A 19,104-nucleotide genomic window follows, 5' to 3' on the forward strand; every position below is an offset into this window, starting at 1 on the left:
GTAAGGAAACCATTGATCAGGAGAGAGATGTCTAATGAATACAAACAAAAATGAAAAATTCAATGCAAGAACTGAAACACAGGACGGCGTGTGCACGGTGTATCTGACTGGCGAACTGGATTTGTCGGTTGCTCCTGACTTCCGCTTGGTAATGGAGCCGCTGGTGGATAACAAGGAACAGGATCTCGTGATCAACATGAAAGAACTGAAGTATATCGATAGTACAGGGATTGGTATCCTGTTATCTGTTTTGAAGGCAAGACATGGAATGGAAGCTCGCTTCGAAGTACAGGAAGTTCCTGCGCAAATTCAGAAACTTTTTGACATGACGGGCATCGCCAAATTCTTTGTCACTCAGAAGAATTCCCAATAGGAAAGGATCGAAAAAGGAATGAATGCAGAAGTTCAAAGAGTCACCCTTAATTTACCGGCGACAGCTGATTACGTTGATATTGTTAGACTCAATCTCTATGGAGTAGCATCAAAAATGGGATTTTCTTATGAAGACATTGAGGATATGAAAGTTGCTGTATCCGAGGCCTGTAACAACTCTGTACTGTATGCCTACTCACACGAAGGCGGCATGGTTGAAGTTGTATTCGAAGTGGATGGCGATACATTGTCCATTACTGTCAAGGACGAAGGTGCAAGCTTCGAGAACATGAACCCTGCTGTGTCACGTGCTGGTCTTCACGACAAAGAATTGACAGAAGCACAGATTGGCGGACTCGGGTTCTACCTGATGCAAGCCTTGATGGACGATGTCAGTGTGGAAAGTGAGACGGGCAAAGGTACGAAAGTAGTACTCGTAAAACGTCTTGCAAGAAGTGAGGAGAAAGTATGAATGAAAAAGTGACTCCCCCAGAGTCCATGTCTGAAGCTATTGGTTTGATCTGGGAATACCAGCAGACCCAAGATAATGAAATTGCAACAGTTCTCATCCGTAAATATGAACCGATGGTTAAGATGGCAGCAGGTAAAATTGCTCGGAATCGCCCCGATCTATACGAAGATCTGTATCAGACCGGGCAGATGGCCTTGATACGTTTGCTTAAGCAATATGATATCAACCTGGGTATTCCGTTTGAACCTTATGCCATGAAGAGCATGATCGGACATATGAAGAACTATTTGCGAGACAAATCCTGGTATATTCAGGTGCCCCGGAGGATTAAGGAAAAGGGAGCACTTGTGCAACATGCCATTGATGAGTTAACCGTGAAGCTGGAGCGCTCACCCGGTGTGAACGAAATTGCTGAATACCTTGATTTGACTGCAGAAGAGACGATTGAAGTTCTGGCTGGTCGGGAATGTTATCACTATGTGTCACTGGATTCTCCTCTATCTCAGGATGACAGTGCAGCAACATTAGGTGAACTGATCAGTGCGGATGTTAATGACTTTGATTCGGTCGAAAAACGGATGGACTTGCAACAGGCATTGGGACAATTAAAGGAACAAGAGCAGCAGGTACTTATTCTAGCCTTTCAGGATGGCCAATCTCAGCGGGCAATTGCCCAGAAGCTTGGTGTTTCACAGATGAGCGTATCTCGTATTCAGAAGCGAGCTACAGAGAAATTGAAACAGATCATGTCTAATGCTTCAATGTTATGAAAAATGGAACCCTAATGTTGTTGAGTACGGCATAAATAAGGACACGTCATTGCACTGAAATGCATACGTGTCCTTTTTGGGATCAAAAAAAATAAGTATGCAATGAACGAACATAAGTGCAGGAGTGGATAAAGTGATTGTGAACCAAATCAAGTTGGAAACTCGCCGTGACAAGTTATCTTGTTCGGACCATTGGCAATGGTGGGATTGGGTTGCACCCGACAACAACAGCATGAACGATGCATTGGAGGAACTGACAGAGGCATTTCCGGACATGCAGTATTGGCTTCACAAAATTCCGGAAGTGGAATCGAATTATTTGTCCGTCCGTTTTGTGAACGGTACAGAGCCGGTCATATTTGGTTCCTTGTTATATGCGATCAAGAATGAGAGAGATGACCAACGTCAAGATAATCAGATGTTTTTCTACGTCGATCGCAATCATCTGGTTACTTTGAATATGGATGACAACACACGAGGGATTATGAAGACAGATGAACGTGCTCATATGTTACAGCAATGTAGCGAGGCCAGGGATGGGATGTTTGTACTTTTTCGAGCTATACTGCATTACTACCATGTGGGAATGGATCATTTTGAGATGAACCTGCGTGATCTGGAACGGAAGATGGAATCCCGCAATGCTCGCACCTTGATGGACCAGATTCTCGCCGCTCGATTTGAATTATTGTATTGGAGTAATCTGTTCATCCCTTACTCGGAACTGATGGCCGCTTCACATGAGGCTTACCTTGATGAAATCAATGAAAATCGATACTTCCAACAGCTCCAACATCGCGTAGAGCGAATGGAACGATTGTTTAGACACTACGAGAAAGAGATCGATACATTAATCTCTATTGATAATGCGATCTCCGGTGTGCGTGGGAATGAGATCATGAAAACACTGACCATTGTCACCGCTGTGTTCATACCCGCCACGGCTGCCGGCGCGATATGGGGAATGAACTTTGAGAACCTGCCCTTTATCGATAAATCATGGGGAGTTGTTCTGGTCCTTGTTGCCATTATCCTAAGCATGATTGGCATGTACGTATGGCTGATGATGAAAGGATGGACAGGGGATCTGCTCAAAGTGAAATCCTCACAGCCTTCAGCTGAAGAGATTGAGAAAAAAGGAGAAACGGAAAAACGTAAGGGATAGCTTGCGGTCGGTTAGTCTCCTTATTTCTTGTAATCTTCAATATAGCCAAGCAAGTCAGCAATATATTGACCGACAATCGGCATATTGACGAATTGGCTGAGAATGAATGCGAGCAGACCCAGAACAACAAAGGTACCTACGGTCAGACCGAGCCCTCGTGCCATACCTGCTGTGAAGTTGGTAATAATCCGCTTTTTGGGACTGCTGTAATTCTCAATAATATCTTTGATCTGTGCTCTCTCCAGACTGTCCGCAATCTGGTCCAGACGTGTGTTCAACCGCTTTACCTCGTGTCGCAATTCAAAAGGATGCTCGCTTGTATCGTACTGCTGTGCCGGTGTTCTCCCCGTAATTGGAGTATTACCGTTAATTGTAACTTTACTCATAATTATTCCCCCTCAACTCGCATTGGATAAAAAATAGCCAGCTGGAGTGCAGCTGGCTATTGGTCACTCGATCTATATCACCTTACAGGCTAGTCGAGTTAAGTTCTTTACGTGCATCTTCCTTCGCTTCTACGGAAGCGGCAGCCACTTCTTCAGATGCACGGGATGCTTCGTTAGCCACATCCGCGGATGCTTTTCTCACAGATTCCATGACATCATTGCGTCCTTGGTTTACTGTTTTTGCAATGTCGGAAGTTTTGGATGAGACCGTTTTAGCCAGTTCGGATGCTCTATCACCTACAACCGTTGCAACTTCTTTCGTGCGGTCAGTAACCATGCCTACTTTCTCGGAAAGGTCACCACGCAATTCTCGTCCTGGTTTAGGCGCAAAGAGTAGGGCCGCAGCCGCTCCCAGCAAACCTCCGATGAAAATCCCTTTGGCGAAAGTCGAACCCGTCTGTACAGGATATTGCTCTTCTGCTTTATTCATGTCTAATCACTCCTTCTTCAAATTAAGAAACAAATACGAAACAACGAACACCTTGTTGCCCGAATCAGGCAGCCTGTCTTAGCAGTCTGGACACAAGCCCCAGCAAGAAAACAAAGAGCGCTGTACCAATGATGGCAGGGATGATGGCAAAGTTACCGATAACGGGTCCCCAGTTACCAAGCAAAAGTGCTCCCAGCCAGGCTCCGGCAAATCCGGCAATCATTGCACCGATTATGCCTCCAGGCATGTTGTGACCGGCAAGTGCATCTCCGATCAAACCGATGATGACAGCCATCACAATGCTGATAATGATGCCCCACATAACAACCGCCTCCTTTAAACTTGATGTAGGATGTTGTCTGTTCGCGTTTGCTTACTTCGTATATAAACGCCGTGCAACCCTGTGAAACAATAAAGGTGAGGATGAATGAACTGGAAATCAGAGGAATTCATTCTTTAGAGGCTCTGTTTAATACCTTTAATCATGCAGAAGATCCATGCCAATCCAGCGGCAAATCCCGTAAATACATCCGTAGGATAATGTACGCCGAGCATGATGCGGCTCAGGCCAATCAAGAAAATAAAAATGATGCCGCATAGAACAGGAAGCCACACACTAGAAGAGTTGTGTCGCTGTTGCTCAATGGCCCAGATTACAAAGAGCATGCCGTAGAAGCCCATGGAGATCATGGCATGTCCGCTGGGAAAGCTGTACCCGTGAACGACCAGCAGATGATCCAGTTCAGGTCTGCTTCGTCTGAAAAATTCTTTCAATAACGTGTTCAGGATCCACATCATGGCAAAACTTCCCGTGATCGCATATCCATATATAACAAACCTTGGGCTGCGTTGTATGAAGAAAAGAAGGGCGAAACCTCCTGCGGCTACAGCAGAGATTTTGAATGAGCCCAGCGCGGTTATAAATGCAGTGTAAGGAAATAGATACAGACGTGAATCCGAATTCAGATAAAATAATTGCTGAATTTCAGCATCCAGACGAATAATAGAATCATCGCCCAACCAGGCACCCAGACCTGCCATGATGAATACGACCGAAGCACTGATAGCCATACCAGCCAAACTCCAGTTGAAGAGGGGGCGTAACGACATGCCAGAGGTCGAACCTGATGAGAATGGTGTAGACATTTTGCGTGGCATAGTGAGTTTCTCCTTCATTATGGTAGTCATGAACATAGATGATAAAGCTATACCCGAAATGCATGTCGAAAAAACTGTAAAAACGTCGCTTTTGTACTATACTATTTAAGATATCCCATGCGGCGTCGTGACGCAAAGCAGAGATGAAATTGGGAGCACAAAGGAGAGAACTCGCATGGAGAGTGCCTTGTTAATTAAAGAATACCGTGCAGGCGTCATGGAATGCGCCCATTACGGACACATAAGTATTACGGATGAGAATGGCCGAATCGTATACTCGGCTGGCGACCCTCATTTTAGAGCGTTCACTCGCTCATCTGCCAAACCTTTTCAAGCTATTCCAGGAATCCGGGCAGGGATCGTCAATCACTATGGCCTATCTGCACAGGAGATTGCCATTATGTCCTCTTCGCATCGTTCGGAGCCGGAACACATTCGGGTGCTGGAGCAGTTATCCGGTAAAATCGGACTGGGTGAAGAGTGCCTGATCTGTGCACCAAGCTACCCGCTTAATGAAGAAAGCCGTAATCAATGGATACGTGGACAAGGAGAGAAACGCCGCATCTTGCATAACTGCTCCGGAAAACATCTGGGAATTCTGGGGTACAGTCAGATGAAGCAGGTTGATTTGGGCAGTTACGCTGAACCGGATCACCCCGTACAACGTGAAATTCTCGAAACGTTTGCCGACCTGGCAGGTATTGAGGAAAAAGAGATTAAGCTTGGGACGGATGGCTGCGGCTTTCCGGTATTTTCTTTGCCGTTATCAGCATTGTCGAACGCCTATCTGAAGCTCGCTTGTCCGGATCTTATCGCCGATCCTTCTACAAGAACAGCTGTAGAGACGATTACATCAGCCATGAATGAACATCCGTTAATGGTAGGGGGCACAGAGCGTGTAGATTCAGTACTGCTGGAAGACGATAACATTGTCGCAAAAGGTGGATTCAAAGGGGTATTCGGTTTTGGTCTGAAAAAAGAACGATTGGGAATCACCTTCAAGGTACTTGATGGTTCCGAGGAAGAGTGGGCCTTCATTACCCAATCCATCCTGAAACAGATCGGTTATTCCAATGAGAGAACCCTTGCACGATTGGCTGAAGTGTTCCCTTCCGACATCCGTAATGATGAGGGTACCCTTGTAGGTCATGCAGATAGCGAGTTCATTCTCCACTCACTTGAAGATAGCGTATAACCTTAAGAAGGGGCGTGATTAGAGTTGCCGGACCCCGGGTAAAGATGACATACCAACTGGTATTTATCTAAACAATTCATATACACGCATGGACTGCCGCAGTAATGTGGCAGCTCTAAACCCTTGGAGGTGGATGAACATGATTAAAGTGGTGACATCGGAAGAAAGGCACACGTCGGATCGAGGTTGGATACACAGTGAATTCAGCTTTTCCTTTGCGGATTATGATGATCCGAGCAACGCCCATTTTGGCTGTCTGCTGGCTCATAATGAAAACACGCTGATGCCGCAAGAAGGCTTTAAGAAACATCCACATCATGATCTTGAGCTTGTCAGTTATGTCATATCAGGTACACTCAAACATACGGATAGTATGGGAACAGAACAATTGCTTGAACCGGGTACAGTCCAGGTGATGAGTGCAGGTACGGGAGTGGAACATTCCGAGACCAATCCGTCAGCGGATGAACCGGTACGATTTCTTCAGATGTGGTTTTTGCCATCGGAGCGTATGCTGAAACCATCCTATACGAATCGGAAAATAGAGCCACAGGAGCCTTTGAACCGTTTATGTCCGATTGTATCCGGGCAAGGGGGCGAGGGAACCGAAGGCGCATTGCCTATTTCCCAGGATGTAACCTGTTACCTGTCCCATTTGGAGTCTGGGAAGAAGTTGATGTACCCGCAACATGAAGAGCGACGGACACATCTTTTCCTGATCAGTGGACATGTGGAGATTCTTTGCTCGGACGGTAACTTCAGCCTGAAGCCGGGGGATGCTGCACGAATTCGTAAAAGCTGCGATCTGCAAATTACGAGTACAGACAGTGAACCTGCCGAATTTGTTCTGGTTGATCTGCCTTAAGGATCAGATGTACTTCCTATAACGATAGTCTTGAAACAAAAATAGGCGAAAAGGACCTGTTGCCACGTTGATGTGGAAGACAGGTCCTTTTTTTTGCTTGCTTGGACTAGGATTTACGAAGCTTACCCAGTTCAGAAGCGACAGCTTCCACTTCGGAGATACTGAGATGTTCCTTGCCCAAAATCATTTCATACAGGTCAAACAGATCTTCATATTTCTCAAGTGGGAATGACGAAGCTTGCATGGCAGCACCGCTTGCCATACGCAGTTTGGTTTTGATCGCTTCAATCATATATTCCATATTGGCTGCTGTTGCTTGTGTTAAATCCATCGTTAAATTCATCCCTTCCGTATCGGAAACTCTTGTTATTGTATCATGATTGGAAGTGCTCAGGCCAATGCTTTTGCGGGGAAACCAAGCATCGGTTACAATGATGGATACAACAACCGGTTTTCATGGAAAACAGAGTGTACTGGAGGGAATACAGCTTGGCAGCGTATAAGCGAGAAATGGTTCGCCATCAAGGAAGGGAAGTCCGCAAAGGCGTGCCTGCAGAGAATCTGATTTTATTTTTCGAAAATATCCTCAAACTTCACGCTCTAGATGAAATCACGTTTGTCTGCATCGGAACCGATCGTTCCACCGGGGATGCCCTGGGCCCGCTGACAGGGAGTATCCTGCAAGAGAATGGAATAGGTAACGTGATAGGCACGCTGTCTTCCCCTTGTGATGCAGACACGCTGGAGAGGAAATTAGCACTCATTCCTGCACACCATGCCATCATAGCGATCGATGCGTGTCTGGGTCCCAAGCATGCCGTAGGTACATATTATCTCTCGAACAACCCACTCATTCCAGCTCAATCGGTTGGAGGGAAGCTCCCTCCTGTCGGACAATACAGTCTGGCAGCTGTGGTTAATGCCAATGGACCAAGGCCTTATTCCATATTGCAGATGACCTCGCTTCACTCGGTCATGGAGATGTCCCGAACGATTGCAGACGCCGCAATTGAAGCATGGAAATGGAGACAAACGTTTCATTCATGAGATGTAGGCTTAATAATATACAACCTGAATTATTTAATTCGCGCAGAGAGAGGGATTCATATGGAAAAAGTGATGTGTGATGGAACGACGATTTGTTATGCCGAACAAGGTAAGGGAGAAGCACTCATTTTGCTCCACGGATACTGTGGCAGTTCATCGTATTGGGATGAGGTCGTACCTGAACTGGCACGCAGCTATCGCTGTATCGTACCTGATCTGCGTGGACACGGGAAAACAGATGCACCTGTAGGAAGTTATACCATCGAACAGATGGGCAACGATGTATTACAGTTGATGGACGAGTTGAACGTGGAAAAGGCTGTCCTTCTGGGACACTCGATGGGGGGATATATTGCGCTCTCGATCGCACAACGTCACCCTGAGCGTTTGAATGCATTTGGCCTGATTCATTCCACAGCCTACCCGGACAGTGAAGAAGCCAAAGAGAAACGCCTTCGTGCCGTCTCCACCATCCAAACGGAAGGTATCGTGAATTTTGTAGATGGACTGGTTCCTGGCTTATTTGCACCGGAACATGTTGAGTCGTTATCCACGCACGTAACACGCGTGAAGGAAATTGGTTACCAGACCGCGCCTCAAGGTGCTGTTGGTGCTGCTCTTGCTATGCGTGAACGCCCGGATCGCCGCGATGTACTATCCGCGACTCCTTTACCTGTATTGCTGGTAGCAGGAGAGAAGGATGCTGTTATTCCGCCAGAACGTACATTTACAAGTGACAAGCCGCATATCGTGCAAGCTGTTATCCCGGGTGCGGGTCATATGAGCATGTATGAAGCTCCTGAAGAATTAATTCAGGTCATTAAGCAATTTATGTCTGGATTATCGAAGTAATCAATGAAGTGATTTATGTTGATTTCATTAAAATATAGTTGGGTTCCTGGATAGTGTTGATTCCTTTTGGAGAATTATCGGTTCCCACATCATTTGAACCCCTGCAACGTCCTTTTTGGGATAAGCAGGGGTTTTTGTCACTTCCATGGCCAGAGTAAAGACATGCGTCTTGTTTTTGGCTTTTTGTCATGGCATGAATTAAAATAACTACAATAGGACGTTAGGAGAGCGATTGAATGGATAAGGTCGAATGATGAGGGGGCATACAGCATGTTCAGAAAAGATTATCTGCTCCGCATGATGGAGGAAATGACTGAAGCAATAGGTAAAGTGTTCACGCTCAAACAGCAACGTAAGCACACCGAGGCATTGTCTGAACTGGATGAGCTGATGCGCAGGCAGTTTGGGCTAAACTTGTCTTTGCTGAACTCGTTACCAGCTGAGGATGTTATTGAAATGTTCCGTTTTCGCGGGATGATTGAAGTGGACAATCTGCAGCACGCCGCCAGGCTGATTGAAGAAGAAGCCTATATATATCAAGAGAAGGCCAAAGTGGAAGGGATAGAGGATCAGGAGAGAATGGACGCAGAGGATGAGGCTGTCATCCGATTGATGAGATCACTTCATTTTTACCTGTATGCATTGAATCATGGCGCTAATCCCCAGTTATTAGATGCACCGCAACGGGTGGAGGGTGTATTGGGACTTACCAAAGAATATGAGCTTCCTGCCCGGACTGAAAGACAGCTTGCCCTCTATCGTGAGCAACAAGGGCGTTATGACCAGGCAGAGAACAGCTGGTACAGGCTGCTCCAGCTTGGTGCTGAATTCCCGGTGAGCTACCGAGATGATGTACAGGCGTTCTATGAAAGGTTGAGCCAACTCACGGATGAACAATTGGAGCAAGGAGGTTTGCCGCGCAACGAAGTTGAAGAGGGGTTAGCCGAACTAAGTCGTCAAGAGATGAACTCATAAATATGAATTGTGCATCAAGGCTTGTTACCTGCCTTCACTTGGAGAGGGAACGGAAGTGTGGTATGGTAACGGTTGACCAAACCAAACCGAAAGTGAGATGTACCCCGTGGATTCATTGCGAAAGCTTATACAAGACATCTTTGAACAGAATTCGCTGATTACAGCGACCTGGAGCCAGCTGCGCAGACGGGACAATGTCTCGTATACCAAAGTGCAAGTCAAGCCGGTGACACTGAAGAATCAGCTGCATTATCAATTTGCATTTCATTATAACAACAAAGTGCTGCACGAGAATTTGACTCCGGCTGAAGCGGTAGAGCGCATGACTTTGCTATGCGAAGAGACGTTTCGTCAAGGCCTGCTCTGTACTACCGATGCAGACTATCAAATTTTGATCAGCAAAAAATATAAAGTATCGATTCTGACTAAATCGGCTTCCAAAACTGCGGTGGATCTGTCGCATAATCGCAAGAAGCAATATGTATTGGAAGAGGGAGTACCCGTATCGTTCCTTGTTGAACTTGGCATTATGAACGAAGAAGGTCGTGTGCTGGCCCGCAAGTATGACAAGTTCAGACAGATTAACCGTTTCCTCGAAATGGTGCAGGATGTCATTCCACATCTGCCGGAGGGACGTCCACTTACCATTGTTGATTTTGGTTGTGGCAAGTCTTATCTGACTTTTGCGTTATATCACTATCTGTCTGTACAACAACGGCGTTCACTACAAATTATTGGGTTGGACTTGAAGGCAGATGTCATTGAACACTGTAATGATCTAGCTAATCGATTGCACTATGGTGATCTGAAGTTTCTGGTTGGAGACATCGCGGACTACGATGAATTGAATGAAGTGGATATGGTTGTAACACTGCATGCCTGTGATACAGCTACCGATGCTGCTTTGGAGAAAGCGGTTCGATGGGGGGCTTCTGTTATTCTGTCTGTTCCTTGCTGTCAGCATGAACTGTTCGACCAAGTAGAGGCTTCCGTGATGAATCCATTGTTGTCCCATGGCATCCTCAAGGAACGTTTCTCCGCACTGGCTACGGATGGAATTCGTGCCAAATTGCTTGATCTAATGGGATACAAGACACAATTACTTGAATTCATCGATATGGAGAATACACCTAAAAACATATTGATACGTGCTGTTCGCGGTCAGGCGGGTGAAGTGTCAGAGATGTGGAACGAATATACGGCTTTCCGTGATTTCATTCATGCCGATCCATATTTGGAGCGGGCTTGTTCGGATTTGCTCCCTGATGATGGCAAGCAGGTTATTGGGAAATCAAAATCGAACAAAGAAACCGTCCAGGATTCCACGAATTGTGACATTTGCTAAGTGTGCCGATGCCAATCCAGGGACATACTGCAATTAGGGTCCTTGAATGTAAATTTCAATATTATGCACATACGTTGTAGCAGGCAACACCATAACTGTCAGTTATGTATCAGACAGAAGGACCCCTTATCGGGATCTTCTGTCTTTTTGTTATGCGTATCGAGCGCTGGAAGGAAGGAGGGTGGATAAGGGTGAAGAATAGGGCGATAGATAAGGGAGTTGTAAGGTATAAACGAGGGTATGCGGCGAGAGAGGAACTTATGGAACGGGCGTTTGAGGGGATTCACCACGCAAATGATAAAGAATATGTAGATAACAGGGATATAGATAATGGGGGCAGTAGGGACGGTAGAGGCAGTAGGATCTGTAGAGACAGTACATATAATAGGGAAGATACATACAACGAAGATGATATGTATAAAAAAGATGCTACATACCGTACAAATAGAGTTATGCAAACGGAGGGGTCAGGCAGTTCTTCTCGAAGGTTGAGAAGTGAACATTATTCAGGGTCGGGATGGACTGTTGGGCTGGGCATACTCTCCATTGTCTTGCTGCTCGCAGGATGTCTGAGTCGGGGACTGTATTATTCAGTGGATCTGTACCCTGTTAATCTGATCGCAGCAGGAAGCACTTTGATTATGATTGTGATAGTGCTATTTCTTACAGTCTTTCGTCCGCAGAAGGCGAGTGAACGGATACCCATGTCATTGGTACAGCGGCAGGGGAACATGGAACCAATGGTTGAGAAAATATTTCGATTGCCGGAGATTTGGCGGGTATTGTTGCCGCTAGCGATGATGACATGTTTTGGGCTACACGCATGGACAGGCTCGGTGAGTAGACAGGGCAGTATGGATGAAATGCTGCGTTGGAGCCTGCTTGCGCTGTTCACGCTGCTCACCGCAATACTGGCTGCGCGCACGGATGGTGCGCGTTGGTTGGCTTGCGGTTGGCAGATGGCCGGCGGCTTGCTTGTGCTAAGCGGCATTCTTGCCGTGTGCGGAGTATTGCCGCTGCCCTTCGGGGTAATGCGGACTGCTGACCCCGAGATCAGCTCCGCCGGAGCACGGCTCGGCGGATTATTGCAGTACCCTAATGCGTACGGTGCCCTTGTTGGCATGTACGCATTGGAGCGGCTGTCGGCCGCCGCGCGAGTCTTGGCCCGGCCTGTGCCGGCCGGGCGACTCATCGCGGCAGTGCTGCCGCTCATGCCCGCGCAAGCCGCGCTCCTGCTGAGCGAGTCGCGCGGCGCTTGGCTGGCGACCGGCTGCGCCGCGGTCGCCGCCTTTGCTGTGCAGCGGTGCGGTGCCCGCCTGCCGCTGCTGCTGGCCATGGCCGCGCCACTAGCGTGCGCGGCCTGGCTGTACCGCCAGCTGGCTGCTGCCCAGCTGGCGCCTGCACCCGTGCCCGGCCTGCTGGCACTGGCCGGGGCATGGGCAGCTGCGCTGCTCGGCACGCTGCTGCTGTGCCGCCTATGGCACAGCGGCGCCGCCAAGGCTCCGCGCGCCGCTGCCCTGACGGCCATCGTGCTGGCGGAAGCCACCGCCGCACTGATGGCCGTGGCCTCCACCGCCGATCGCCTAGCGGCAGGTGTCGGCACGGGGGTATCCCGCCTGCAGATTTGGCGGGATGCCCTTCAGTTGTGGACCGAGGCCGCATGGCTTGGCCACGGGGGGGACACATGGCGCAACATGTTCCGCGCCATTCAATCCTCGCCTTATGTCGGAGGCGAGGTCCACAACGGCTTGCTTGATCTCGCCCTGGACACGGGCATGATCGGCATCCTGCTTGTCGCAGGGTGGTTTCTCCTCACCCTGCGAAGCACCTTTTATTTTGCACCGCAGCTTATGCCAGCCGTGCTTGTTTTTGGCCTGCATGGGGCGATGGACTTTGACTGGAGCTTCACCTTATTCTGGATGCTTTTTATTTGGCTTGGTTCTTGGGCATCCGCATTGAAGACCGAAGCAGTGAAAGGCAAGCAATTGGGTGGAACTTCGGAATACACACCTTTCAGATCTGAATCCATATCCAAATTCAGATCCAGATTCAAATTCAGAGCCAGAGCCAGAGCCAGAGCTCGTCTTATCCGATATTTATCAACTCAATTCAGCCGAGCAACTATCCCGATGCGTACCTTCTTTCGTATACTTCAGCGAGTGATTGCTCGGTTAATAAGGGCATCCGCAGTGATGATCATCCTTTTCTGGCTAGGTGGAACAATGTGGCTGACCTCCCGCTTCGCCGTAGCAGAATTGCAGTACCGTCAGGCGATGACTGAACCGGAGGGAACTTCAGCACACAAGATGCATCTTATGGCTGCTTTTCAATCAAATCCGAATCGAACCGACATCATAATATCGCTTGCACGATTTCTCCCGGGGCAAGAAGCAACATCACTACTTCTGAACAGCTTGTCCCTTTCCCCGATGCAGCCTCAGAGTTACATCGAATTGGGACGATTGGCTGCCCAATTCGGCAAAGGGCAGCAGGCTGGAACATATTTTGAACAGGCGATCGCATTGAACCGGTATGATGGCACTGGTCAATCCGTCGCTTTGTATTGGATGGAACAGGCAGCGCGGCGGGAATGGAAGGCAGGATATAGAGAACGAGCCCGAGAGACTGCCGCCGCTGGTGTACAGATGTATGAACGGTATCAACTGCTGGCTGAGGAAGTGAAAGCAGGGGGTGATCGCAATGATCGCCATTTTGTACTGGAAGAACATGCTCCAGGCTATGGAGAGAACCTGCGCAGGCTTGCGGGGGCTTCTTCTCCTCCATTTTCTCCAGAGTTGACCAAGCGTAGCCCTTGACTCACTGGTGAATAGTGACGCTGACCCGAGCGATATAACAATGGATGTCAGCGTCTCTAAAGTCTCTAAAATCAGTAAATTTTGAAATCTAAACTGGCTGCCTCGCGGGGATGGTATACGTTTTTCTAAGGAACACAGGATGTCTTATTTGGCCTTTAGCTGCTCCTTTTAATTTGTAAGGAACTTCAGACACGTTATTTCCACAAATCTCCTGACAGATACCCTATAATAGGCCGAAAATTCCGATATAACATGTTTCAGATTCCTTAAATTTCTGAGAGTGTTTCAAATCCTTGAATAAGTCGCCTCAGCTTCGTTATCGCTCGTGGGCTTGAGGTTAAGCATGGATGGGCTTGAGCATGAGCATGAACATGTAAAGATACTGCCAGCTTTTTTCACAGCATCGTTTATGTTCACACTCGCTGTTCCTGTTCATGCACTAAGCGTTGTTCAAACTCCCAGCGTTGTTCAAACCCACTATTTATGTTCGCACTCTCTATTAGGCTCATATTCTCAGCTTTGTTGCACTCCCTGTTAAGGCTCATACTCCAAGGTTGTTCACACTCCGTGGTGTTCATTGGCTCCATGCTCCGTTCCAACCGTAACCGTACCCCTAACCAAGTAGACATCTCCTGACTCCACCTATAAGAGAAGTTTTTTATTCCTGCATTTCTACAGGCGATATCCGCCAAATGCATGCTGAAACGCATCTTTTAATGGTTCAACCTCTACTTCCCACAGCGCGGCAATTTCTGCACTGACATCCGTGTTCCACCACTCACATAATTTCTTGCGGTTGTCGCGATTTTCCCCAATCCAGATCAGATTCGCAATCACCTTACTGTAATAATATTCTTCCGCCTGCTTCATCCGTTCGGGAGAGACATATACCTTTAGCCTTTTGGCTGTCCGGTACAATTCCTTGCTGCATGCCCTGCGAATTCCCCTGGCGGAAGGAAGATTTTGACCCGATTGCGTATGTTTGACCGGCGGAGTACCGGGTATTGACTTGTGTGACATCTTCTCACGCTCCTCTCCCCATACCATATGCGGAGGGCTGCGAACGGGACACTATCCCAACCTCTTGAAGTAGCAACGTATACAGGCCTGTGATAAAATAGGGACGAACATCCATGGTGCGGAGGGGCACCGCCAATCAGGATGGAGAAAGAGGGTTGAGATGGACTTTATTCATAACCTTGTCGGCCAATTGTTCGATTGGATTCAAAGTCTCGGGTACTTTGGAATCATGCTTGGATTAATGTTAGAAGTTATTCCGAGCGAAATTGTGCTGGCGTATGGAGGGTTTCTCGTTTCACAAGGTAATATCAACTTCTTCGGTGCTATGATTTTTGGTACGGTGGGCGGTGTGGTTGCCCAGTTATTTATTTACTGGATTGGCCGTTATGGCGGCAGACCTGTACTGGAACGCTTCGGTAAATACATACTCATCCAGAAAAAACACATCGACCATTCCGAGGAGTGGTTTCGCAAGTATGGTGCAGGTGTCATTTTCACGGCGCGTTTTGTTCCGGTGGTAAGGCATGCCATCTCCATCCCGGCTGGCATCACAAAAATGCACGTAGGTAAATTCATTTTGCTTACTACACTCGCTGTTATACCTTGGACTGCATTGTTTATATATTTAGGGATGATCCTTGGAGATCAATGGAAGCATATTGATGAGAAAGCGGCGCCATATGTTATGCCTATTTTGCTTGTCGCTCTCGCCCTTATGATCGTTTATGTACTTATTAAATGGATGAATGCTCGCAAAAAGAAAGGAAGTGTCTAGTTATGGGTAAACCCAACTTGTCTCACAAATTCGGTAAAGGTCTGCCACCGAAGGAATTTATCGAGAGTATGACCAAGAACCAAAGTGAATTCCAGGCCAACTATGATAGCTTTACTTGGTCGAACGAAGAGGATCGTGAGTTCTTTGAAAGCCTGAACCACCGCGACGACCTGCGTGTGTTAATTCTGGCTGCTGACTGGTGCGGGGATGTTGTGCGTAATATTCCGGTTGTATTCCAGGCGCTTGAAATCTCAGGAATCCCAACTGAAGTTCTGATTATGGAGCACCATCCTGAAGTGATGGATGAGTTCCTGACGATGGGTGGCCGTTCCGTGCCAGTCGTTATTTTTGCAGATACAGGTGGTCATGTGCTTGGTCAGTGGGGACCTCGTCCGCAGCATGTACAGGAAGTCATGGTTGAATTCAAACGCCTTAATCCAGATCGTGAAGCAGCAGATTATCAAGAGAATTTGGCTGTAGCGCGTCAAGAGATTGGTAAACGTTATGGGGAAGGAACGGAGTCACATGCGGCCATTATCCGTGAGCTGCGTGAACTGATTTCGGGTTACTAAGCCGATATGCTTAACATTCGCACGTTTACACTCGGCCCGCTTCAGACCAATGCGTATCTCTTACAAGGAGATGATCCGGGCAAAGCCGTCATTATCGATCCGGGCATGAATCCAGGGCCGCTACTTAAGGCGATTCAAGATTTGGAGATCGAAGCTATTCTCTTGACACATGCTCACTTTGATCATATGGGCGGGGTAGATGAGATCCGTAAATTGAAGGGCTGTCCCGTTTATCTTCATGACTTGGAGAGTGACTGGCTCACGACCCCCAAATTAAATGGATCTTTGAATTGGCCGCAGGCGACACCACCACTTTCGACAGATCCTGCTGAATATGCCATGGATGAAGGGCAGAAGCTGAATCTGATTGGACATACGTTTAAAGTGTTCCATACACCTGGACATTCACCAGGCAGTGTAAGTTTGCTTTGTGATAACGATCTCTTTGCCGGTGATGTACTGTTCCGCATGGGTGTAGGCAGAACGGACCTCACAGGAGGACGTGAACGGGATCTGATTGATTCGATTCAGAACAAGCTGTATACCTTTGCTGATGAGGTTAAAGTGTATCCAGGACATGGTCCCAAAACGACTATTGGTTATGAGAAACAGAACAATCCTTACGTGTCCGCAAGATAATCCGACATGATATGTGAAGAAAGTCTGGACAAGTGACAACTTTTTCATTAGAATAGCAATTAGTTGTTACAAGCGTTAAGGCATCATCTAACTGAAGCATTACCAAGAAACACCCAACCTCGCGAAGCACGCAGACTGTGGTCTATACCCGGTTTGCGTTCTTTTTTTGTTTTCAGACCCTTTTTCATCACAGATTTAGCCTGTTTCACCCTACATAGAGATGCATGATGAGCTTCACCACAATTTAGTTTGAGACCAATAGCAATTTAACAAAAGCACAGATTGATGAATTTTAATGAAAATAATATATAAGTTGAGCTACTCATTTACATGATAACGGAGAGGACAGAAAGAGCCTGAAAAGGCGAAGTGTTCGCCTAAAAGCTTTCTGGAAGAAAGCTGCATCGTAAGCATACGCTTTCCCCGGATTTTCCCTTTAAGAAAAGGGAATCAAAAAATCTGGGGATAACAGCGATTGGAAGGTTATTCTGTCATCGTAGTGTCAGTGTAAATAATCTTTAGTTCAACTTATATAGATCATGAGAGAGTGGGGAATATCAAAGTGGAGAAAATAAGAGTTATCCCATTGGGACAGCGTGTCGAGCATTCGATTATGGATGAAAACCGTCGCATATTGGAAAGTGTGAAAAGAGAAACTAGTACCAAGCGAACTTTAATACATAACCCTAGCGTGACCGGTGAAGTGATGAAGTCTGAGCAGAATATATGGACAAGCCGTGTGTTAAGAAATGGAGCCCACAAGCAACCGTGGTTCGACAAGCTGCAAGATTACCGGAATCAAGTCTGATTGCCCGGGAAATTGTCGGGTTAGATTTTTTTAAAAATTTCATTGAACGTTTCCGCAGAGCCTGTCGTATTAACTCCAGATTGAACGGGAAGCAGGTGATGACCATGATCAAGGCAGCTGAACTTGAAGAAGTACGCAGAGCGGTATCGGGAGATGATAGTGCACTCGCAGCTTTGTTACAACGTAACTACACGTTTGTGTATAAGTATCTTGTCAAAGTTACAATGGACGCGAATCTTGCGGAAGAGACCGTGCAGGATACGATGGTTCGTTGTATGGAGAATATCCATCGATATGATGGCACGTCTGCCTTTTCATCATGGATGATTACCATTGCGACCCGAATATATATCGACAAGACAAGACGCAGGAAGAGAGAGCAGAGCTGGCTTAGTCTTATCCGTGATCAGGCTGTACGTCGATTCCGCTGGCAGCTCGAGAGTCGGAATGAAGAATGGACAGATGTCATGGATGCGATGACAAGGCTGACACCTGAACATCGTGTGGCAGTACTGTTGAAGCATTATTATGGATACGGATATGACGAAATTGGCGAAATGTTGGGTATTCCCTCTGGAACGGTGAAGTCACGAACAGCCTACGGTCTCCGTCAGTTAAGAAAGGAGCTGGAATAAGGATGAGCAGATCAGATGATGAACAGGAACAAGAGGTTGTAGAGCGATTGCAGCAACACATGAGAGTACTTGATGATGCGTTTGAGCCGGCAAACATACCTTCATTAGGTTCACTTGAAGCCCAAGTCAGAGAACGAAGACAGATCAGACGCCGAGCCCATTGGATCGAGATGATCTGTTTCTGGTTGGTGGGATTGCTAGCCATTACGTTCGGGGCATTATTCCTCGTATCTGCTCCAGCTCTATATTTGGGTATTCAAGCTTTTGGTACAGTTGTTGCCGTGATTTTAGTTGTGATCTGGGCAGGACGGCGCCGGAAGGAGGTTCGTCATGAATAAAATGCATTATTCATTGGATGAAATTTCTCCATTGTGGCTTATACTGCTTGGCATTTTTCTCTTGGTTCAAGGCACATGGATCTTTCAGGACGCACGTAGACGTGGACGTTTCCCTTGGTTATGGGGATTATGGGGGATCACTGGATTTCCCACACCGCTCATCATATATTGGTTTGTCGTGATTCGATCACAACGCAAGCCAGGTGGATCCACAAAGAAAACATGATTGTTTTAATAGAGGTTATTTAGAAAAAATCGCTACTCCATTTCTAGCTTTACTGTGTACTGTTCTTTTTGAACACGTATTAATAGAGAGGAAAAAGATTTTGCACAAATATGTTGTTTAATTCTAGTATTCCTAGACATCGTTATTCTTTTCTAGTAGACTATACAAATAAATATTAAGATA

Annotated in this window: 23 protein-coding genes; 17 read left to right on the top strand and 6 right to left on the bottom strand. The window is 47.0% G+C overall.

Features of this window, described 5'->3' with window-relative positions:
* The first annotated feature begins 34 nt into the window (after positions 1–34).
* The 4 genes from ACX9NY_RS28460 to ACX9NY_RS28475 all read left to right on the top strand — a co-directional run bounded on the left by ACX9NY_RS28460 (position 35) and on the right by ACX9NY_RS28475 (position 2,779).
* Positions 35–373: an STAS domain-containing protein gene (locus ACX9NY_RS28460; protein ID WP_036606989.1), complete on the top strand. Its 339-nt coding sequence runs from the start codon at positions 35–37 to the stop codon at positions 371–373.
* A gap of 18 nt (positions 374–391) precedes the next feature.
* Complete coding sequence (gene rsbW, locus ACX9NY_RS28465) at positions 392–844, top strand: anti-sigma B factor RsbW (RefSeq protein WP_339237721.1); 453 nt, start codon at positions 392–394, stop codon at positions 842–844.
* Positions 841–1,614, top strand: coding sequence for a sigma-70 family RNA polymerase sigma factor (locus ACX9NY_RS28470; protein WP_472476370.1), 774 nt, complete (start codon positions 841–843; stop codon positions 1,612–1,614). The genes rsbW and ACX9NY_RS28470 overlap by 4 nt, the downstream gene beginning before the upstream one ends.
* Positions 1,615–1,753: 139 nt before the next feature.
* Positions 1,754–2,779, top strand: coding sequence for a magnesium transporter CorA family protein (locus ACX9NY_RS28475; protein WP_472479433.1), 1,026 nt, complete (start codon positions 1,754–1,756; stop codon positions 2,777–2,779).
* A gap of 20 nt (positions 2,780–2,799) precedes the next feature.
* Here ACX9NY_RS28475 and ACX9NY_RS28480 read toward each other — a convergent pair whose 3' ends face one another.
* The 4 genes from ACX9NY_RS28480 to ACX9NY_RS28495 form a co-directional block, all read right to left on the bottom strand.
* Positions 2,800–3,165: a DUF5665 domain-containing protein gene (locus ACX9NY_RS28480; protein WP_339237718.1), complete on the bottom strand. Its 366-nt coding sequence runs from the start codon at positions 3,163–3,165 to the stop codon at positions 2,800–2,802.
* An 82-nt stretch (positions 3,166–3,247) separates the two neighbouring features.
* A complete protein-coding gene (locus ACX9NY_RS28485; RefSeq protein WP_074096444.1) occupies positions 3,248–3,655 on the bottom strand; it encodes a YtxH domain-containing protein in 408 nt (135 codons plus the stop codon).
* A 64-nt stretch (positions 3,656–3,719) separates the two neighbouring features.
* Positions 3,720–3,977: a GlsB/YeaQ/YmgE family stress response membrane protein gene (locus ACX9NY_RS28490; protein ID WP_017692278.1), complete on the bottom strand. Its 258-nt coding sequence runs from the start codon at positions 3,975–3,977 to the stop codon at positions 3,720–3,722.
* Positions 3,978–4,111: 134 nt separating this feature from the next.
* Positions 4,112–4,813, bottom strand: a complete 702-nt coding sequence (locus tag ACX9NY_RS28495; RefSeq protein ID WP_472476373.1) for a phosphatase PAP2 family protein — start codon at positions 4,811–4,813, stop codon at positions 4,112–4,114.
* Positions 4,814–4,988: 175 nt separating this feature from the next.
* On the opposite strand from ACX9NY_RS28495, the gene ACX9NY_RS28500 reads away from it, so the two are divergent.
* Positions 4,989–6,008 (top strand): asparaginase, encoded by a 1,020-nt coding sequence (locus ACX9NY_RS28500; protein WP_472476375.1) that lies wholly within the window; start codon positions 4,989–4,991, stop codon positions 6,006–6,008.
* A 139-nt stretch (positions 6,009–6,147) separates the two neighbouring features.
* Positions 6,148–6,873, top strand: a complete 726-nt coding sequence (locus ACX9NY_RS28505; RefSeq protein ID WP_339237711.1) for a pirin family protein — start codon at positions 6,148–6,150, stop codon at positions 6,871–6,873.
* 106 nt (positions 6,874–6,979) lie between these two features.
* On the opposite strand, the gene ACX9NY_RS28510 is transcribed toward ACX9NY_RS28505, so the two are convergent.
* A complete protein-coding gene (locus tag ACX9NY_RS28510; protein WP_253440906.1) occupies positions 6,980–7,204 on the bottom strand; it encodes a DUF1128 domain-containing protein in 225 nt (74 codons plus the stop codon).
* Positions 7,205–7,362: 158 nt separating this feature from the next.
* On the opposite strand from ACX9NY_RS28510, the gene yyaC reads away from it, so the two are divergent.
* The 5 genes from yyaC (at position 7,363) to ACX9NY_RS28535 (ending at position 13,908) form a co-directional block, all read left to right on the top strand.
* Positions 7,363–7,920 (top strand): spore protease YyaC, encoded by a 558-nt coding sequence (gene yyaC / locus ACX9NY_RS28515; protein WP_339237705.1) that lies wholly within the window; start codon positions 7,363–7,365, stop codon positions 7,918–7,920.
* Between the two features lie 60 nt (positions 7,921–7,980).
* Positions 7,981–8,772: an alpha/beta fold hydrolase gene (locus tag ACX9NY_RS28520; RefSeq protein ID WP_472476377.1), complete on the top strand. Its 792-nt coding sequence runs from the start codon at positions 7,981–7,983 to the stop codon at positions 8,770–8,772.
* Between the two features lie 270 nt (positions 8,773–9,042).
* Positions 9,043–9,747 carry a DUF6483 family protein gene (locus ACX9NY_RS28525; protein ID WP_472476379.1) on the top strand — a complete coding sequence of 235 codons (705 nt, stop codon included), beginning with the start codon at positions 9,043–9,045 and terminating at the stop codon, positions 9,745–9,747.
* 97 nt (positions 9,748–9,844) lie between these two features.
* A complete protein-coding gene (locus tag ACX9NY_RS28530; protein ID WP_472476381.1) occupies positions 9,845–11,092 on the top strand; it encodes a class I SAM-dependent methyltransferase in 1,248 nt (415 codons plus the stop codon).
* Positions 11,093–11,283: 191 nt separating this feature from the next.
* Positions 11,284–13,908 (top strand): O-antigen ligase family protein, encoded by a 2,625-nt coding sequence (locus ACX9NY_RS28535; RefSeq protein ID WP_472476383.1) that lies wholly within the window; start codon positions 11,284–11,286, stop codon positions 13,906–13,908.
* 672 nt (positions 13,909–14,580) lie between these two features.
* Here ACX9NY_RS28535 and ACX9NY_RS28540 read toward each other — a convergent pair.
* Positions 14,581–14,928: a dehydrogenase gene (locus ACX9NY_RS28540; protein WP_472476384.1), complete on the bottom strand. Its 348-nt coding sequence runs from the start codon at positions 14,926–14,928 to the stop codon at positions 14,581–14,583.
* A 160-nt stretch (positions 14,929–15,088) separates the two neighbouring features.
* Here ACX9NY_RS28540 and uptA point away from each other — a divergent pair, with 160 nt between their 5' ends.
* The 6 genes from uptA to ACX9NY_RS28570 all read left to right on the top strand — a co-directional run bounded on the left by uptA (position 15,089) and on the right by ACX9NY_RS28570 (position 18,921).
* Positions 15,089–15,703 carry an undecaprenyl phosphate transporter UptA gene (uptA, locus tag ACX9NY_RS28545; protein ID WP_339237691.1) on the top strand — a complete coding sequence of 205 codons (615 nt, stop codon included), beginning with the start codon at positions 15,089–15,091 and terminating at the stop codon, positions 15,701–15,703.
* A 2-nt stretch (positions 15,704–15,705) separates the two neighbouring features.
* On the top strand, positions 15,706–16,275 hold the full coding sequence (locus tag ACX9NY_RS28550) for a thioredoxin family protein (protein WP_339237689.1): 570 nt from the start codon (positions 15,706–15,708) through the stop codon (positions 16,273–16,275).
* A 6-nt stretch (positions 16,276–16,281) separates the two neighbouring features.
* Positions 16,282–16,914, top strand: coding sequence for an MBL fold metallo-hydrolase (locus ACX9NY_RS28555; protein ID WP_036607016.1), 633 nt, complete (start codon positions 16,282–16,284; stop codon positions 16,912–16,914).
* 726 nt (positions 16,915–17,640) lie between these two features.
* A complete protein-coding gene (sigY, locus tag ACX9NY_RS28560; RefSeq protein ID WP_472476387.1) occupies positions 17,641–18,357 on the top strand; it encodes an RNA polymerase sigma factor SigY in 717 nt (238 codons plus the stop codon).
* A 2-nt stretch (positions 18,358–18,359) separates the two neighbouring features.
* Complete coding sequence (locus ACX9NY_RS28565) at positions 18,360–18,695, top strand: YxlC family protein (protein ID WP_339237679.1); 336 nt, start codon at positions 18,360–18,362, stop codon at positions 18,693–18,695.
* A complete protein-coding gene (locus ACX9NY_RS28570) occupies positions 18,688–18,921 on the top strand; it encodes a sigmaY antisigma factor component (protein WP_339237677.1) in 234 nt (77 codons plus the stop codon). Before ACX9NY_RS28565 ends, ACX9NY_RS28570 begins: the two co-directional genes overlap by 8 nt.
* Positions 18,922–19,104 lie beyond the last annotated feature (183 nt).

The organism is Paenibacillus sp. CB74 (assembly GCF_055687625.1).

What these genes read in the sequence shown, in the direction of transcription:
- ACX9NY_RS28460 (WP_036606989.1), top strand. Translation starts at nt 35, where the DNA reads ATGAATACAAACAAAAATGAAAAATTCAATGCAAGAACTGAAACACAG.
- rsbW (WP_339237721.1), top strand. Translation starts at nt 392, where the DNA reads ATGAATGCAGAAGTTCAAAGAGTCACCCTTAATTTACCGGCGACAGCT.
- ACX9NY_RS28470 (WP_472476370.1), top strand. Translation starts at nt 841, where the DNA reads ATGAATGAAAAAGTGACTCCCCCAGAGTCCATGTCTGAAGCTATTGGT.
- ACX9NY_RS28480 (WP_339237718.1), bottom strand. Translation starts at nt 3,165, where the DNA reads ATGAGTAAAGTTACAATTAACGGTAATACTCCAATTACGGGGAGAACA.
- ACX9NY_RS28485 (WP_074096444.1), bottom strand. Translation starts at nt 3,655, where the DNA reads ATGAATAAAGCAGAAGAGCAATATCCTGTACAGACGGGTTCGACTTTC.
- ACX9NY_RS28490 (WP_017692278.1), bottom strand. Translation starts at nt 3,977, where the DNA reads ATGTGGGGCATCATTATCAGCATTGTGATGGCTGTCATCATCGGTTTG.
- ACX9NY_RS28495 (WP_472476373.1), bottom strand. Translation starts at nt 4,813, where the DNA reads ATGCCACGCAAAATGTCTACACCATTCTCATCAGGTTCGACCTCTGGC.
- ACX9NY_RS28500 (WP_472476375.1), top strand. Translation starts at nt 4,989, where the DNA reads ATGGAGAGTGCCTTGTTAATTAAAGAATACCGTGCAGGCGTCATGGAA.
- ACX9NY_RS28505 (WP_339237711.1), top strand. Translation starts at nt 6,148, where the DNA reads ATGATTAAAGTGGTGACATCGGAAGAAAGGCACACGTCGGATCGAGGT.
- ACX9NY_RS28510 (WP_253440906.1), bottom strand. Translation starts at nt 7,204, where the DNA reads ATGGATTTAACACAAGCAACAGCAGCCAATATGGAATATATGATTGAA.
- ACX9NY_RS28520 (WP_472476377.1), top strand. Translation starts at nt 7,981, where the DNA reads ATGGAAAAAGTGATGTGTGATGGAACGACGATTTGTTATGCCGAACAA.
- ACX9NY_RS28525 (WP_472476379.1), top strand. Translation starts at nt 9,043, where the DNA reads ATGTTCAGAAAAGATTATCTGCTCCGCATGATGGAGGAAATGACTGAA.
- ACX9NY_RS28530 (WP_472476381.1), top strand. Translation starts at nt 9,845, where the DNA reads ATGTACCCCGTGGATTCATTGCGAAAGCTTATACAAGACATCTTTGAA.
- ACX9NY_RS28540 (WP_472476384.1), bottom strand. Translation starts at nt 14,928, where the DNA reads ATGTCACACAAGTCAATACCCGGTACTCCGCCGGTCAAACATACGCAA.
- uptA (WP_339237691.1), top strand. Translation starts at nt 15,089, where the DNA reads ATGGACTTTATTCATAACCTTGTCGGCCAATTGTTCGATTGGATTCAA.
- ACX9NY_RS28550 (WP_339237689.1), top strand. Translation starts at nt 15,706, where the DNA reads ATGGGTAAACCCAACTTGTCTCACAAATTCGGTAAAGGTCTGCCACCG.
- ACX9NY_RS28555 (WP_036607016.1), top strand. Translation starts at nt 16,282, where the DNA reads ATGCTTAACATTCGCACGTTTACACTCGGCCCGCTTCAGACCAATGCG.
- sigY (WP_472476387.1), top strand. Translation starts at nt 17,641, where the DNA reads ATGGACAAGCCGTGTGTTAAGAAATGGAGCCCACAAGCAACCGTGGTT.
- ACX9NY_RS28565 (WP_339237679.1), top strand. Translation starts at nt 18,360, where the DNA reads ATGAGCAGATCAGATGATGAACAGGAACAAGAGGTTGTAGAGCGATTG.
- ACX9NY_RS28570 (WP_339237677.1), top strand. Translation starts at nt 18,688, where the DNA reads ATGAATAAAATGCATTATTCATTGGATGAAATTTCTCCATTGTGGCTT.